General features: G+C 76.2%; 14 protein-coding genes. 9 read left to right on the forward strand and 5 right to left on the reverse strand.

The features are described 5' to 3' along the window. Genes ACIBBA_RS22980 through ACIBBA_RS23000 form a run of 5 tightly spaced genes read right to left on the reverse strand, consistent with a single transcriptional unit; the run spans position 1 to position 3,755 of the window. Positions 1-1,128: a glycosyltransferase gene (locus ACIBBA_RS22980; RefSeq protein ID WP_396700005.1), complete on the reverse strand. Its 1,128-nt coding sequence runs from the start codon at positions 1,126-1,128 to the stop codon at positions 1-3. Beyond that, entirely contained in the window at positions 1,125-1,976 is an 852-nt protein-coding gene (locus ACIBBA_RS22985; RefSeq protein ID WP_396700006.1) for a carotenoid biosynthesis protein, read from the reverse strand. The genes ACIBBA_RS22980 and ACIBBA_RS22985 overlap by 4 nt, the downstream gene beginning before the upstream one ends. Continuing rightward, positions 1,973-2,524, reverse strand: coding sequence for a GNAT family N-acetyltransferase (locus ACIBBA_RS22990; protein WP_350872361.1), 552 nt, complete (start codon positions 2,522-2,524; stop codon positions 1,973-1,975). Before ACIBBA_RS22990 ends, ACIBBA_RS22985 begins: the two co-directional genes overlap by 4 nt. Continuing rightward, a complete protein-coding gene (locus ACIBBA_RS22995; RefSeq protein WP_396700007.1) occupies positions 2,521-3,270 on the reverse strand; it encodes a monooxygenase in 750 nt (249 codons plus the stop codon). The genes ACIBBA_RS22990 and ACIBBA_RS22995 overlap by 4 nt, the downstream gene beginning before the upstream one ends. Continuing rightward, the gene (locus ACIBBA_RS23000) at positions 3,267-3,755 is read right to left on the reverse strand and encodes a YbaK/EbsC family protein (RefSeq protein WP_396700008.1); all 489 of its coding nucleotides are present in this window, start codon (positions 3,753-3,755) and stop codon (positions 3,267-3,269) included. Before ACIBBA_RS23000 ends, ACIBBA_RS22995 begins: the two co-directional genes overlap by 4 nt. A gap of 469 nt (positions 3,756-4,224) precedes the next feature. Between ACIBBA_RS23000 and ACIBBA_RS23005 the strand changes: the two genes are divergently transcribed. The 9 genes from ACIBBA_RS23005 (at position 4,225) to ACIBBA_RS23045 (ending at position 14,749) form a co-directional block, all read left to right on the forward strand. Continuing rightward, on the forward strand, positions 4,225-4,674 hold the full coding sequence (locus ACIBBA_RS23005; protein ID WP_350872367.1) for an SAV_6107 family HEPN domain-containing protein: 450 nt from the start codon (positions 4,225-4,227) through the stop codon (positions 4,672-4,674). A 61-nt stretch (positions 4,675-4,735) separates the two neighbouring features. Then, entirely contained in the window at positions 4,736-5,524 is a 789-nt protein-coding gene (locus tag ACIBBA_RS23010; RefSeq protein ID WP_396700009.1) for a hypothetical protein, read from the forward strand. After that, positions 5,521-7,185 (forward strand): DNA polymerase Y family protein, encoded by a 1,665-nt coding sequence (locus tag ACIBBA_RS23015; protein ID WP_396700010.1) that lies wholly within the window; start codon positions 5,521-5,523, stop codon positions 7,183-7,185. The genes ACIBBA_RS23010 and ACIBBA_RS23015 overlap by 4 nt, the downstream gene beginning before the upstream one ends. Positions 7,186-7,236: 51 nt before the next feature. Then, positions 7,237-10,611, forward strand: coding sequence for an error-prone DNA polymerase (locus ACIBBA_RS23020; protein ID WP_396700011.1), 3,375 nt, complete (start codon positions 7,237-7,239; stop codon positions 10,609-10,611). Between the two features lie 95 nt (positions 10,612-10,706). After that, complete coding sequence (locus ACIBBA_RS23025) at positions 10,707-10,889, forward strand: hypothetical protein (RefSeq protein WP_396700012.1); 183 nt, start codon at positions 10,707-10,709, stop codon at positions 10,887-10,889. A gap of 13 nt (positions 10,890-10,902) precedes the next feature. Further along, entirely contained in the window at positions 10,903-11,652 is a 750-nt protein-coding gene (locus ACIBBA_RS23030; protein ID WP_396700013.1) for a methyltransferase domain-containing protein, read from the forward strand. Beyond that, on the forward strand, positions 11,649-12,875 hold the full coding sequence (locus tag ACIBBA_RS23035; protein ID WP_396700014.1) for an alkaline phosphatase family protein: 1,227 nt from the start codon (positions 11,649-11,651) through the stop codon (positions 12,873-12,875). Before ACIBBA_RS23030 ends, ACIBBA_RS23035 begins: the two co-directional genes overlap by 4 nt. Positions 12,876-12,978: 103 nt before the next feature. Beyond that, positions 12,979-14,238: a DNA polymerase IV gene (locus ACIBBA_RS23040; protein ID WP_396700015.1), complete on the forward strand. Its 1,260-nt coding sequence runs from the start codon at positions 12,979-12,981 to the stop codon at positions 14,236-14,238. A 115-nt stretch (positions 14,239-14,353) separates the two neighbouring features. Next, a complete protein-coding gene (locus ACIBBA_RS23045) occupies positions 14,354-14,749 on the forward strand; it encodes a DUF3040 domain-containing protein (RefSeq protein WP_091596662.1) in 396 nt (131 codons plus the stop codon). Positions 14,750-15,138 lie beyond the last annotated feature (389 nt).

Consider the following 15,138-nt stretch of genomic DNA (forward strand, 5'->3'; position numbering starts at 1 on the left):
CTAGCTGACCGGGCGGCCCCGCCAGGACAGTTGCCGCCGCCTGCGCAGATGGTACGACCGCAGAGTCAGCCAACCGAGGACCACGACCGACACGGGGTGTGCCAGCGCGTCGGGCCACCACCGGCCGCCGGTGGCCCGGGCGGTGACCACCCGCCCGGCTACCCCGAGCAGGTAGGCCACCGCGGCCACCAGCGCCGCCACCGGATGTCCGGCGACGAGCGTGCCCAGCGCCAGCAGCGGCGGGGCGGTGTAGAGCAGGAGCAGCAGCGCCAGCACGGCCGCCGCCGCGCCCGGATGCCCGAACGTGGCCCAGAGCGACTTCGAGTAGCCGTCACGCAGCTGCGGCCAGTTGTCGTACATCCGGCAGACGGCCAGCCGCGAGCCGTCGGCGAGCGCGATCCGGCCGCCGGCCCGCTTGACCGCCCGGGCCAGCTCGATGTCCTCCAGGATCCGGTCGGCGACCGCGGCGTGCCCGCCCGCCCGCAGGTAGCCGGCCCGGTCCAGCACCAGGAACTGCCCGCCGGCGGCGGCCAGCGACGGTCGGGGCGAGCGCTCCATCGCCCGCAGCGGCAGGAAGGTCAGCCACAGCCACTGCAACAGCGGCTGGACCAGCCGGTCGGCCGCCGTCGCCGCCACGATCCGGGGGTACGGCGACAGCAGCGTCACGCCCGCCGCGCGCAGCTCGGTGACCGCCGCCGCCACCGCGTGCGGGGTGAGCACCACGTCGGCGTCGACGAAGACCAGCGCGGTGGCCGCCGGGTCGGCCCGGGTGGCGAGCTGCCAGCAGGCGTACGGCTTGCCCAGCCAGCCCGGCGGCGGGGCCGTCCCGGTGAGCAGGGTGACCCGTGGGTCGTCACCGGCGATCGCCCGTACCACCTCGGCGGTGCCGTCGGTGGAGCCGTCGTCGAGCAGGACGACGCGCAGCCCCGGCACCCCCCGCTGGTCGAGCAGCGCCCGCAGGCAGGGGGCCACCCGGTCGGCCTCGTCCCGCAGCGGCAGCAGCACCGCCACCGGCTCGGTCACCTCGGCCACCGGCGCGGCCGGCCGGCGCAGCCAGCGGGCGGCGTTGAGCACGGTGTGCGCGGTCAACGCCGCGACGCCGAGGGCGAGTGCGAGCAGCGGGGTCATGTCGTCGCGTCGACGCCGGGGCGCTGCGCCCGGCGCGGCTCCCGCCGGTCCTCGCGGTGCCGGAGGGCGCGCAGCAGCAGCACCACCGCCAGCGGCACCGCGGTCACCCCCATCCCGGCCGCTCCCCACAGCGCCGACGCGGGCAGGTCCAGGAAGACCGCGTGGGCCAGCACGCTGGAGCCGTACGTCCAGAGGTAGAGCGCGAGCATCGGGGCGTCCCGGCCGTCGGTGACCGCCACGGCCGGCCCGGCCAGCGGGCGCAGCGCGCTCATCAGCAGCACCGCGAAGAGCAGCCAGCCCAGGTAGTTGCTGACCGGGACGCCGGGCAGCCCGGGCAGGGCTCCGGTGGCGTCCCGCCAGCGCCAGTAGCCCTCGTCCACCATCTGCGGGTCGAGGAAGAGGTCCCAGGCGGCCAACCCCACCGCGGCCAGCGCCACTCGCCGTACCACCAGCCGGCCCCGGGCCGGCGCACCGGTGCGCCCCGGCGTGGTCAGCCGCACCGCGGCCAGCCAGGCCGGCCAGGCCATCCAGGTCCAGGCCAGCGGGATGATCAGGGGTACGCCGGCAAGCTTCGGCCCCAGCTCGCCCGAGTAGTCGTAGCTGCCGAACGGCACCCCGGTGGCCACCCCGACCGCCTCGATGGCGAACCCGCCGCCGGTGGCCACCGCGACCAGCGCCGCCGCGCCGCGCGGCCCCCGGCTGAGCAGGGCGTGGCCGACCGAGAGCAGGTAACCGAGAACGACGGTGGCCACGGTCAGCCGGGCCCGGGCCGGCCCGTCGGTCAGCGGATAGCAGATCTGGGCGAGCACCAGGACGGCCAGCAGCGCCCAGGGCAGCCGCCGGCTCATGCCGCCGGGTGGTCGAGCGGCAGATCCCGGCCGAGCACGCCGAACGGCCGCTCGTCGCCGGGGAAGTGGAAGTCGCGCAGCACGTCGGTGAAGCCGAACCGGCGGTACAGCCGCCAGGCCCGCGAGGTCTGCTCGTCGGCCTCCGGGGTGGAGAGCAGCGTGGTGCTCCCCTCGGCCATGGTGAGCAGCGCGCGCAGCTGCCCGGCGCCCAGGCCGTGCCCCTGCGCCGGCGGCCGGACGTGCAGCTCGACCACCTCGAAGCAGTCGGTCAGCCAGCGCTGCCGGGCCGGCGGGTCCAGCGCCCGCAGCACCTGGTCGTGCCACCACTGCCCGGCGGCGCCGAGATAGCCGTAGCCGAACCCGGCGAGGCGGCCCTCACTGGTCAGGCTGGCGACGGCGCGGAACCCGGGTCGGCGTACGTGGGTGGCGATGTAGCCGCGCCGGGCCTCCAGCAGGTCGGCCCGGTAGCCCATCGCCTCGCCGTAGACGGCCACCACGTCGTCCAGCCGTCGGACGAGATCGTCCGGGGTCCACCGCACCAACCTCATGCCCACCCACCTCTGTCGTCCACGTCCTCGTCGACCCAGCCCAGCACCGCGCGGTCACCGACCACGCCACGCACCTCGAAGCGCGCGAAGAGCTCCTCGGCGTACCAGCCCTCGGTGGGGGTCCGGGTGATCGCCGCGCGATGCTCCGGGTGACGGTACGCGAACGCCACCAGGTCCGTCGGGTCCCGCCACACGCTCACGGTGCCCTGCCAGCCCAGCGGCGCCTCGCCCACGCCGAAGCGGGCCAGCAGCCCCGGCGCGGTGCGCAGGGCCGCGGCCACCGGCGGGACCGCCCGCCAGAACGTGGCCGCCCGGCGGGCCCGCAGCCGGGCCCGGGTCAGCGCGAGCACCGGCCCGGCGACCCGGCCGCCGGCCGGTTCACCGAACGGCCGGCGACGGGACCACTCACCCCGGCTGGTGAGCGGGCGCAGGTCGACCCGGACGGCGGCGCGGGCGATCCGGGCCCAGGCCCGGCCGACCGGCGTGTCGTCGAAGCCGGCGGCCGCGGTGGGGGAGTCCCAGACGGTCAGCGCGGCCCACCGGGTCAGGTCGGCGTCGCCCGGTCCGAAGCCGGTCCCGGTCCCGGTGCCGAGCAGTTTGCCGAACCGTACGCCGGGGGTGGCGCGCAGCCGGCGCGGGTCGAGCGCCATCCGGGTCAGCGCCCGGGGCAGCGCCGCCGGTGCGGTCCGCCACACGTGCAGGGTGACCAGGTCCGGAACGGCGTGCTCCACGGCCCGCTCGGTCACGCCACCTCGGTCGGGGTGCCGGCGGTGATCCGCAGCAGTTCGGTGTAGGTGCTCGGGAAGACCGCCCGGGGCACGCCGCCGGCCGCCCAGACCTCGTGGTACGCGGCGAGCGCGGTGTCCACCAGGGTGCGCAGCGGCCGCGGGTGCCCGAGCGGGGCGACCCCGCCGATCGGCTGGCCGGTGTGTGTCCGGACGAACTCCGGGGTGGCCCGGCGCAGCCGGCTGACCCCGACCGACGCGGCCAGCCCGGCCACGTCCACCCGGTGCGCGCCGGAGGTGAGCACGAGCAGCGGCGCGTCGTCGGCGTCGAAGATGAGCGAGTTGGCGATCTGGCCGACCTGGACGCCGAGCGCGTCGGCGGCGGCCTCGGCGGTGTGCACCGCCTCGGGCAGCAGGCGGACGGCGGCGGGCGCGCCGGAGCCGTCGCGCGCGTCCGCGCCGGCCAGCGCGTCCTGCACCGCCCGTACGTTCGGGTGTGGCTGCATGCCGCCATTCTTCCCGGTTCGCTCCGCCGCGGGTGGGTCGGGCCACGCCGTGTCCCGTCGCCGGTGCGGGCCCGGCGCGTCACACGTTGCATTTTCGTCGGTGGGGAGGTGTACTGTCAGCAGTAGTTAGAACGAGTGTTCGATTGCATCGAACGTTCGTTCCAACCCACCCCGGCAGCGGTGTTTCGCGGCGCGGCTCCGGGCGGTGCGGCTCCGCGGGCCGCACCGGGGTTCCGGGCAGTCGCGAGCCCGAGCCCCATCAGGCAGGAGCGTCGCCCGCCGCCCACGACCCCCGGGCGGCGGGCGACGAACCCGCCGGTACGCCGGCCGGGTGTGGTGTGGGGAAGCATCCACACCCGGCCGGCCCCCACACCGGTGCGTCTTCCTCCGCACCACTCGACCCGGCGTCCCGCCGGCGGATTCCGTCCGCCGCCGGCCGGCCGCCTCGGCCAGTGGAGGAGACAGTTCCATGCCGACCAACGCGGCTCAGCCACCGACGGTGCCGGCACACGTGCTGCCGCACCGCACCCCCGCCCAGCTCCTCGCGGTGGCCCGGCACGGGCTGGCCGAGGCCGGCCAGACCCGTCCCGACGGTCTCCGCTACGCGGCCGCCCACCTGGCCGCCCTGCGTGCGGCCGCGGCCCTGCTCGCCGCCCGGGCCCGGCCCGCCCCCACCCGCCGCAACCGGATCACCAGCGTCTGGGTGCTGCTCTCCACCGTCGCCCCCGAGCTCGACGAGTGGGCGCGCTTCTTCGCCGCCGGGGCCGGCAAACGGGCCGCCGCCGAGGCCGGCATACCCCGGGTGGTCAGCGCCCGGGAGGCCGACGACCTGCTCCGCGCGGCCGAGCAGTTCGTCTCGGTGGTGGAGACCGCGCTCGGCGTGGTCCACCAGCCGGCGCTCGACGGTCTCGCCGCCTGACCCGGGATCCGGTCCCGCAGCAACACCTGATCCATCAGCAACACGACGGGGGGTTGGTCCGATGGCGGGCCGAATGGTGGTCGGTTCCGCCGCGCTGACCGATCTGGTCCGCCCCGCGAGCGCGCCTGATCCGGCGGGCGGCCACCGGACGCTGCCGGTGGCCCCCGAGCTGACCGGGCTGCTGCCCAACCGTGGGCTGCGCCGGGGCAGCACGATCGCGGTCGCCACCGGCCACCCACGGCGCAGCGGCGGCACCTCGCTGGTGCTGGCGCTGCTCGCCGAGGCGTCCCGGGCCGGCTCGTGGTGCGCCGTGGTGGGGGTGCCGACGTTTGGGGCGGGCGCCGCCGCCGAACTCGGGATCGCCCTGGACCGGCTCGCCCTGGTGCCGAACCCCGGGCCCGAGTGGGCCACCGTCGTCGCCGCGCTGATCGACGGGGTGGACGTCGTGGTCACCGCGGTGCCGGCGGCGGTCTCCGCCTCGGTCGCCAACCGGCTGGCCGCCCGGGCCCGGCAGCGCGGCAGCGTGCTCGTCCCGTACGGGCGGTGGGACGGCGCGGACGTGACGTTGCAGGTGGTCCGGGGGGTCTGGGAAGGGCTCGGGTCGGGCCGGGGCCGGCTGCGCCGCCGGGAGCTGACCGTCTCGGCGCGCGGGCGGGGGGCGGCCGCCCGGCCCAAGGAGATCAAGGTCTGGCTGCCCGGCGCGGAGCTGACCCGGGTGATTCCCCGCGCCGTGACGCCCGCCGCCGGTCGCCCGGTCGCCGCCGGCCGGCTCCGCCCGGTGGCCTCGCCCAAGCACGCCCTCGCCGACGACTCCCACCGTGGCGCGCTCACCCTGGTCGATCCGGCGTGACCGACGCACCGCTGCGCACCCTGCTGCTCTGGTGCCCGGACTGGCCGGTGCTCGCCGCCGAGATCGTCGACGGGGTGCCGGCCACCGGCCCGGTCGCGGTGCTGCACGCCAACCGGGTGGTGGCCTGCTCCGAGCAGGCTCGGGCCGAGGGGGTGCGGCGGGGCCTGCGCAAACGGGAGGCGCAGGGCCGCTGCCCCCAACTCACCGTCGTCGAGTACGACCCCGGGCGGGACGCCCGCGCGTTCGAACCGGTGGTCGCCGCGGTGGAGGAGCTGGTCGCCGGGGTGGAGGTGGTCCGACCGGGCGCGTGCGCGCTGACCGCCCGGGGGCCGAGCCGCTACCTCGGCGGTGAGGAGGCGGCGGCCGAGCGGATCATCGAGCACGTCGCCCAGACCTGCGGGGTGGAGAGCCAGGTCGGGATCGCCGACGGCGTCTTCGCCGCCGGGCTGGCCGCCCGCGGCGGGCGGATCGTCCCGCCCGGCGGCACCCCGGCGTTCCTCGCCGAGCTGCCGGTCGATGCGCTCGGCCGGCCGGCCCTGGCCGACCTGCTGCGTCGGCTCGGGGTGCGCACCCTCGGCGGCTTCGCCGCGCTGCCCGCCGGCGACGTGCTGGCCCGGTTCGGGTTCGACGGCGCGCTGGCCCACCGGTTGGCCGCCGGGCGCGACGACCGCCCGCTCGCCGTCCGCCAGCCCCCGGCCGACCTGACGGTGACCGCCGAGCACGACGAGCCGATCGACCGGGTCGACGCGGCGGCGTTCGCCGCCCGGGCGTTGGCCGAACAGCTGCACGACCGGCTCGCCGGGCACGGGCTGGCCTGCACCCGGCTCGGCATCGAGGCGGTCACCGCGCACGGCCAGGAGCTGCACCGGGTCTGGCGTCACGACGGTCTGCTCACCGCCGCGGCCATCGCCGACCGGGTCCGCTGGCAGCTCGACGGCTGGCTCACCGGCAGCAGCGGGCGCGGCGGGGCCGGCCCGGCCCGGCCGACGGCCGGCATCATCCGGCTGCGACTGGTCCCCGACGGGGTGATCGCCCAGGCCGGCCTGCAGTCCGGTCTGTGGGGTGAGACCGGTGAGGAGCGGGAGCGGGCGCACCGGGCGCTGAGCCGGGTGCAGGGCATCCTCGGCCCGGAGGCGGTGCTCACCGCGGTGCTCGGCGGCGGCCGGTCCCCGGCCGACCAGGTGCACCTGGTGCCGTGGGGCGACGAGCGGCTGCCGGCCCGCCCCGGTCCGCCACCGCTGCCCGGCGAGCCGGCCGCCGGAGCCGGAGCTGGCGGTGGCGCCGGAGCTGGCGGTGGTGCCGGCGTCGGGCGGCCCGGGCGTACCGGTGCCAGCCCGCCCTGGCCCGGTCGGCTTCCGCCGCCCGCGCCCGCCGTGGTGCTGCCCAGCCCGTTGGCCGCCACCGTGCACGACGCCGCCGGCGAGCCGGTCGTGGTCAGCGCGCGCCTGGCGGTGAGCGCCGCGCCGGCCCGGCTCACCGTGGGCACGGCGGCGCCGGTCGAGATCGTCGGCTGGGCCGGGCCGTGGCCGGTCGACGAGCGCTGGTGGGCGCCGGCCGAGGCCCGACGCCGGGCCCGGTTCCAGGTCAGCCTCGCCGACGGCGCCGCCCTGCTGCTCGCGGTCGAGGCCGGGCAGTGGCTGGTGGAGGCGATCTATGACTGAGCGTCGGGTGGCGGCCGCAGGGGAGAGCGCCGGTCGGGCCGGAGCGGGCGGATGAGTTTCCACAACCCGAAGATGCCCTGGTCCGAGCTGGAGGGGGTGCTCTCCGGCCGGCCGCCCGGCGGCGCGTCCGGCCGGTCCCGCGCGCAACGGCACCTGCACGTGGTCGACCCGCTCGCGGTGGACGCCGACGGCGGGGACAGCCCCGCCTGGAGCCGCCGGCGGGAGCAGTACGAACCGCCCGCGGTGGCCCGCCCCGAGGGCGCGGTCCCCTACGCGGAGCTGCACGCGCACACCAACTTCAGCTTCCTCGACGGGGCCAGCCACCCGGAGGAGTTGGCCGAGGAGGCGGCCCGGCTGGGGCTCACCGCGCTCGCCGTCACCGACCACGACGGCTTCTACGGCGTGGTGCGCTTCGCCGAGGCGGCTCGGGCGTTGCAGCTGCCGACCATCTTCGGCGCCGAACTCTCCCTCGGCCTGCCCGGCCCGCAGAACGGCGAACCGGACCCGCTCGGCGCGCACCTGCTGGTGCTCGCGCACGGCCACGAGGGGTACGCCCGGCTGGCCAGCACCATCGCCCGGGCCCAGCTGCGCGGCGGGGAGAAGGGCCGCCCGATCTACGGCGAGCTGGAAGAGGTCGCCGCCGAGCTGCGCGACCACGTCCTGGTGCTCACCGGCTGCCGCAAGGGGCACGTGCCGGCGGCGCTGCTCACCGAAGGGGTCGACGCGGCCGCCCGCGAGCTGGACCGGCTGACCGCGCTCTTCGGCGCGGAGACCGTCGCGGTGGAACTCACCGACCACGGGCATCCGGTCGACGCGGACCGCAACGACGCGCTCGCCGAGCTGGCCGCCGCCGCCGGCCTGCCCACGGTGGCCACCAACAACGTGCACTACGCGACCCCGGGACGCCGCCGGCTGGCCACCACGGTGGCGGCCGTCCGGGCCCGGCGCAGCCTGGACGAGATCGACGGTTGGCTGCCCGCGGCCTCCACGGCCCACCTGCGCAGCGGTGCCGAGATGGCGGCCCGGTTCGCCGCGTACCCGGGCGCGGTGGCCCGGGCCGCCGAGTTCGGCGCCGAACTCGCCTTCGACCTGCAACTGGTCGCGCCGCAGCTGCCCGCCTACCCGGTGCCGCCGGGGCACACCGAGATGAGCTGGCTGCGCCACCTGACCGAGCAGGGGGCGCGGGAGCGCTACGGCCCCCGGGAGGCGCACCCGACGGCGTACGCGCAGCTCGACCACGAACTGGGCATGATCGAGGAGCTGGGCTTCCCCGGCTACTTCCTGGTGGTCTACGACATCGTGGCGTTCTGCCGGGAGCAGGACATCTACTGCCAGGGCCGGGGCTCGGCGGCGAACTCGGCGGTCTGCTACGCGCTGCGGATCACCAACGTCGACGCGGTCCGGCACCGGCTGCTCTTCGAGCGGTTCCTCGCCCCGGAGCGGGACGGGCCGCCGGACATCGACGTGGACATCGAGTCCGACCGCCGGGAGGAGGTGATCCAGCACGTCTACACCCGCTACGGCCGGGAACATGCCGCCCAGGTGGCCAACGTCATCTCCTACCGGCCGCGCTCGGCGGTGCGGGACGTCGCCAAGGCGTTCGGCTTCTCACCCGGGCAGCAGGACGCCTGGAGCAAGCAGATCGACCGGTGGGGTTCGGTCGCCACGGTGGACGTCGAGGACATTCCCGAGCAGGTGGTGGAGTACGCCAACGAGCTGCAGACGTTCCCCCGGCACCTGGGCATCCACTCCGGCGGGATGGTGATCTGCGACCGGCCGGTGATCGAGGTCTGCCCGGTGGAGTGGGGGCGGATGCCCGGCCGCAGCGTGCTCCAGTGGGACAAGGACGACTGCGCCGCCGTCGGCCTGGTCAAGTTCGACCTGCTCGGCCTCGGCATGCTCTCCGCGCTGCACTACGGCTACGACATGATCGGGACGACCCTCGACCTCGGCGACATGACGCTGGACGACCCGGAGGTCTACGACATGCTCTGCCGGGCCGACTCGGTCGGGGTGTTCCAGGTGGAGAGTCGCGCCCAGATGGCCACCCTGCCCCGGCTCAAGCCCCGCGAGTTCTACGACCTGGTGGTCGAGGTGGCGCTGATCCGGCCCGGCCCGATCCAGGGCGGCTCGGTGCACCCGTACATCCGGCGCAAGAACGGCCAGGAGCCGGTGACGTTCGCGCACCCGCTGATGCGCAACGCGCTGGAGAAGACCCTCGGCGTGCCGCTCTTCCAGGAGCAGCTGATGCAACTCGCCATCGACCTGGCCGGCTTCGACGCGGCCGGGGCCGACCAGCTGCGCCGGGCGATGGGCGCCAAGCGCTCGGTCGAGCGGATGGCGCAGATCGCCGACCGGCTCTACGCCGGCATGGCCGAGCGGGGCATCACCGGCGAGCTGGCCGACGACGTCTACCGCAAGCTCACCGCGTTCGCCAGCTACGGCTTTCCGGAGAGCCACGCGATGAGCTTCGCCTACCTGGTCTACGCCAGCTCCTGGCTCAAGCGCTACCACCCGGGGCCGTTCCTGGCCGCGCTGCTCAACGCCCAGCCGATGGGCTTCTACTCGCCGCAGACTCTGGTCGACGACGCCCGCCGGCACGGGGTACAGGTGCGCCGACCGGACATCAACGCCAGCGGTGCCAAGGCGGTGCTGGAATCCACCCCGGACACCCGGTGGGGCAGCGAGCCGGGGGAGCCGCCGCACGCCTGGGGGTTGGGCGGTCCGGCGGTCCGGCTCGGACTGTCCAGCGTGCGTACCCTCGGCGACGAGCTGGCCGAGCGGATCGAGGTCGAGCGGAGCGCGCGCGGGCCGTACCGCGACATGCCGGACCTGGCCCGGCGGGTCGGTCTCACCGCCGGGCAGCTGGAGGCGCTGGCCACCGCGGACGCCTTCGCCTGTTTCGGGCTGACCCGGCGGCAGGCGCTCTGGGCGGCCGGCGCGGCGGCCCAGGACCGGCCGGGCCGGCTGCCCGGCACGGTGACCGGCGCGGCCCCGCCGACCCTGCCCGGCATGGAGGCGGTCGACCGGCTGGTCGCCGACGTGTGGGCCACCGGGTTGTCGCCGGAGAGCCATCCGGCCCGGTTCATCCGCCCCCAGCTCGACCTGGTGGGGGCGGTGCCGATCGCCCGGCTCGGCCGGGTGGAGCCGGGCCAGCGCATCCGGGTCGGCGGCATCGTGACCCACCGGCAGCGCCCGGCGACCGCCGGCGGGGTCACCTTCCTCAACCTCGAGGACGAGACCGGCATGCTCAACGTCACCTGCTCGCCGGGGCTGTGGCAGCGCTACCGGCGGGTGGCCCGGACCAGCACCGGGCTGGTGGTCCGCGGTCGGCTGGAGCGGAACGAGGGGGTGGTCAACCTGGTCGCCGACCGGCTGGACGCGATCGATCCGCCGGTCACTCCGGCCTCTCGGGATTTCCGTTGAGCGCAGTGATCCACATTACGGTTTCCCGGCCCGGAAGGCGGGAGACTTCCCTGGTCGGCCGGGCAGAGTGGCCCGCCCGACGGGGGGAGAGAACGATGACCCTGGACAGCACGTATACCGGTGCCCTTGCCAACGTCCGGCGCACCCGGCTGGGGGCCGGCTGGGCGCCCAGCCACGAGATGGAGCCCCGGGAATACCAGGTGACCGACGGGCCGGTGGCCAACGCCCGCCGGTCCCGCGCGGCGGAGGAGGACCCCGCCGGAGGCGGTGAGTCCTGACTCCCTGGCGCGGGTGACTAGGCTCGGCGAGGTGGAGCAGACCCGAACCCTGACCCCTCGTACTGCCGTGATCTGGGCGGTGCTCCGGGCCGAGCTGGACCGCCGGGCCGGCGAGCAGCTCACCGTGCTCGACGTGGGCGGCGGCACCGGTGGCTTCGCCGTCCCGCTCGCCCAGGCCGGGCACCGGGTCACCGTGGTGGACGCCAGCCCCGACGCGCTCGCCGCGCTGGCCCGCCGGGCCGCCGAGTCCGGGGTGGCCGACCGGGTACGGGCGGTGCAGGGCGACGGCGACGCCCTCGCCGGTCTGGTCGAGCCGGCCGGCGCCGACCTGGTGCTCTGCCACGCCGTGCTGGAAGTGGTCGACGACCCGGCGCCGGTGGTGGCCGCGCTGGCCACCGCGCTGCGTCCCGGCGGCGCGGCGAGCGTGCTGGTGGCCGGTCGCGCCGCCGCGGTGCTCGCCCGGGCGATGAACGGGCACCTGGACCTCGCGGCCGCCCTGGCCGGCGACCCGGCTGGCAGCGCCGGGCCGCGGGACACGCTGCGGCGGCGTTACGACGCCGACGGGGCCGGCGCGCTGCTCGCCGCCGCCGGCCTGGTGGTCGAGGAGATCCACGGCGTACGCGTCCTGGCCGACCTGCTGCCGGCAGCGGTCGCCGACGGTCAGTCGGGGGCGCTGGTCGAGCTGGAGCGGGCGCTGGCCGGCCGGCCGCCGTACCGGGACCTCGCCGCCCAACTGCACCTCTTCGCCCGCCGCCCGGCATGACCGGGCCGTCCGTGCCGGAGCCGCCCGACGCCGGACGGCCGGCGGGGGCCGGTGCGCCCGGGCCGGACGATGTGGCCGGGCCGCTGGCGGTCGTCGCGCCCCGGTACGGCGACGGCAGCCTGGCCGACGTGCTGCCCAGCGCGCTCGCCGTGCTCGGGGTGCCGGGCGCGCCCGACCGGCTCGGGTTGACCGAGCCGCTGGCCGGGGTGCGCCGGGTCGCCGTCCTGCTCGTCGACGGGCTCGGCTGGTATCAGATCCCCACCGCCGCCCGGCACGCCCCGACGCTGGCCGGACTGGCCGCGACGGTCGGCCGGCCGCTCACCTCCGGTTTCCCGTCCACCACCCCGACCAGCCTGGTGACCCTGGGCACCGGCGCCGCGCCCGGCGCGCACGGCGTGCTCGGCTTCACCGTCCGGGTGCCCGGCACCGACCGGGTGCTCAGCCACATCGAGTGGACCACCGACCCGGACCCGCTGCGTTGGCAGCCGGTGCCGACCCAGCTGGAACGGGCCCGCGCCGCCGGGGTCGCGGTGACCGCGGTGAGCCGCCCGGAGTTCGGCGGCAGCGGGTTGACGGTCGCCGCCAACCGGGGCGGCGACTTCCGGGGCGCGGCCGGCGTGGACGCGCTCGCCGAGACGATGCTGGCCGCGCTGACCGCCGGAACCGGCCCCACCCTGGTCTCCGGCTACCACCCCGACCTGGACCGGCACGGCCACCTCACCGGCGTCGACTCGGCACCCTGGCGGGTCGCCGCGGCGGAGGTGGACGCCCTGCTCGCCCGGCTGGTCGACGGCCTGCCACCGGACGCCGCGCTGCTGGTCACCGCCGACCACGGCCAGCTCGACGTGCCGGCCACGCACCGGTTCGACCTGGACACCGACCCCCGGCTGCGGGCCGGGGTGCGGGTCGTCGCCGGTGAAGCCCGGGTGCGCTACCTGCACGTCGCGCCGGGCGCGGTCGACGACGTGGTGGCCGCCTGGTCGGCGGTGCTCGGCGCCGCGGCCCGGGTCCGTACCCGGGACGAGGCGGTCGCCACCGGATGGTTCGGGCCGGTCGGAGAGGAGCACCTGGCCCGCATCGGCGACGTCGTGGTGGTCTGCAACGACACGTACGCGGTGCTGGCCAGCCGATCGGAGCACCCGACGGCGTCGCGGCTGGTGGCCTACCACGGGTCGGACACCGCCGCCGAGATGACCATCCCGCTGCTGGTCGTCCGGGGCTGACCGACCCGGGCACCCGCCGGATGCGGGCCGGCCCGCATCCGGTCGGCGAGGTCGACCGGACCGCCTCGCCGCTCGCGTCGTACCCCCGGGCTAACCTGCCGCAATGGGCCGCAGCCAGTCGTTGCCCCGAGGCGGTGATCCGCGCTTCGGGCCGGACGCCGACGACTCCGGCAGCCCGATCCTGCACGTCGACATGGACGCCTTCTACGCCTCGGTCGAGGTGCGCCACCGGCCCGAGCTGCGGGGCCGGCCGGTGGTGGTCGGTGGCCTCGGGCCGCGCGGCGTGGTCAGCTCGGCCAGCTACGAGGCCCGGCGCTACGGCGTACGCAGCGCCATGCCGATGATGCGGGCCCGGTCGCTCTGCCCGCACGCGGTCTACCTCCCACCGGATTTCCCCGCCTACACCGCGGCCTCCCGGGCGGTGATGCAGATCTTCCGGGACGTCACGCCGCTGGTCGAGCCGCTCTCCCTCGACGAGGCGTTCCTCGACGTGACCGGCGCCCGCCGGCTCTTCGGTCCGCCGGCCGCGATCGCCCGCCAGATCCGTGCCCGGGTCGCCGACGAGCAGGGGTTGACCTGCTCGGTCGGGGTGGCGCCGAGCAAGTTCGTGGCCAAACTCGGCTCGACCCGGGCCAAGCCGGACGGCCTGCTCGTCGTGCCCACGTCGCAGGTGCTCGACTTCCTCCACCCGCTGCCGGTGGACGCGCTCTGGGGGGTGGGGGAGCGCTCCGCGCAGACGTTGCGCCGGCTCGGACTGGCCACCATCGGCGATCTCGCCGAAGCGCCGTACGGGATGCTGCGCAAGGCGCTCGGTGAGGCGTCCGCCAACCACCTGCACGAGCTGGCCCAGGGGCGCGACCCGCGCGGGGTGAGCCCGGAGCACGTGGAGAAGTCGATCGGCGCCGAGGTCACCTTCGACGTCGACGTGGCCGACCCGCTGGAGATCCGACGCGTGCTGCTCGGGCTCGCCGACAAGGTCGGCGCGCGGCTGCGCCGGGCCGGGCAGGTCGGCCGGACGGTTTCGCTCAAGGTACGGCTGGCCGACTTCCGCACGGTCAGCCGGTCCCGCACCCTCGCGGTACCCACCGACACGGCCCGCGAGATGTTCGACACGGTCTGGGCGCTCTACACGGCGCTCGACCCCGGTGAGCGGGTCCGGCTGGTCGGCGTACGCATGGAAGGGCTCGCCGCGGCGCAGGAGACGCCGCGTCAGCTCGCCCTCGGCGCACCCGAGCGCGGCTGGCGGGAAGCGGAAGCTGCCGCCGACGCCGCGGCTGCCCGTTTCGGGCGGTCCGTCATAGGTCCGGCCAGTCTGCTCGGCAACCGTGATCAGCATCGGAATGAAAATCCACCCCGGCCATAGGTCGTCCCGCTTTCCGACGCGCGACCCCCCTCGTAGACTTGCGGGTAAGCAGCCGGTTGGCTGCCACGGTCTGTCGGTCCGAACGGGCCGACCAACGTGACCGGGGAGGAGTGCCGTGCCGCTCTCGGAGCACGAGCAGCGGCTGTTCGAGCAGATCGAGCGGTCGCTTGCCGAGGACCCCAAATTCGCCTCGGCCGTGCGCGCCAGCGATCCGCGCTTCCATGCGCGGCGTCGCCTGCTCGTCGCTGCCGGCGTCATCATCGCTGGCCTGGCCCTGCTGGTCTATGGCGCGGTGATCAAGACTCCGCCGCTCGCTGTGGCGGGTTTCGTCGTTATGCTGGCCTCGGCCGCGTTCGCGGTGCAGTCGCACCGTCGGGCGCAGTCACCAGACCTGCACGTGGTGGGCGGCACGACGAGTCGTCGCCGGTCCCGCGGTCGTTCCGGTCGACGGTCCTCGATTCTGGACCGGATGGAGGACCGCTGGCGGCAGCGCCCGGAGGGGCACCGCTGAGCCCGGCCCGCCGCTGACCCTGGCGCGGTCGAGGCGGGCGCGACGAGCGGGTCGCCGGAGCATCCGGCGACCCCGGTGGCTTTCGTGCGCCTCGATCCGGCCAGCACCCTGCCGAGCGGGCCTCTCGAGCGCCCGCCCCGGTCCGCACGCCGGCGTCCTTGAGCCCGTCCGTCCAGGCCCTGACCTGCGCTCCGCGTGTTCGGGCTCGGCCCCCCGAGTGCGCGGGTTGGCGTCCGCAGACGCTGATGAGCGGGTGATCCACTCCAGTTCGCGGATATGGCGGTGTCCGAGCGCGGCGGTTTCAAGCGGCTGTTGCAACGAGGTGCTTGTTGAGTGCTTCGGCTGGATTCTGCCAGTCGAGGGTTTGGCGGGGTCGTCCGTTGAGTTCG

Origin of the sequence: Micromonospora sp. NPDC051006, from assembly GCF_044456245.1 — a bacterium.
Classification (GTDB): domain Bacteria; phylum Actinomycetota; class Actinomycetes; order Mycobacteriales; family Micromonosporaceae; genus Micromonospora.

Bases quoted from the DNA above. Each gene is read 5' to 3' on its own strand.
- ACIBBA_RS23035 (WP_396700014.1), top strand. From the start codon at position 11,649: ATGACCGGGCCGTCCGTGCCGGAGCCGCCCGACGCCGGACGGCCGGCG.
- ACIBBA_RS23020 (WP_396700011.1), top strand. From the start codon at position 7,237: ATGAGTTTCCACAACCCGAAGATGCCCTGGTCCGAGCTGGAGGGGGTG.
- ACIBBA_RS23005 (WP_350872367.1), top strand. From the start codon at position 4,225: ATGCCGACCAACGCGGCTCAGCCACCGACGGTGCCGGCACACGTGCTG.
- ACIBBA_RS22990 (WP_350872361.1), bottom strand. From the start codon at position 2,524: ATGAGGTTGGTGCGGTGGACCCCGGACGATCTCGTCCGACGGCTGGAC.
- ACIBBA_RS23000 (WP_396700008.1), bottom strand. From the start codon at position 3,755: ATGCAGCCACACCCGAACGTACGGGCGGTGCAGGACGCGCTGGCCGGC.
- ACIBBA_RS23010 (WP_396700009.1), top strand. From the start codon at position 4,736: ATGGCGGGCCGAATGGTGGTCGGTTCCGCCGCGCTGACCGATCTGGTC.
- ACIBBA_RS22980 (WP_396700005.1), bottom strand. From the start codon at position 1,128: ATGACCCCGCTGCTCGCACTCGCCCTCGGCGTCGCGGCGTTGACCGCG.
- ACIBBA_RS22985 (WP_396700006.1), bottom strand. From the start codon at position 1,976: ATGAGCCGGCGGCTGCCCTGGGCGCTGCTGGCCGTCCTGGTGCTCGCC.
- ACIBBA_RS23040 (WP_396700015.1), top strand. From the start codon at position 12,979: ATGGGCCGCAGCCAGTCGTTGCCCCGAGGCGGTGATCCGCGCTTCGGG.
- ACIBBA_RS23025 (WP_396700012.1), top strand. From the start codon at position 10,707: ATGACCCTGGACAGCACGTATACCGGTGCCCTTGCCAACGTCCGGCGC.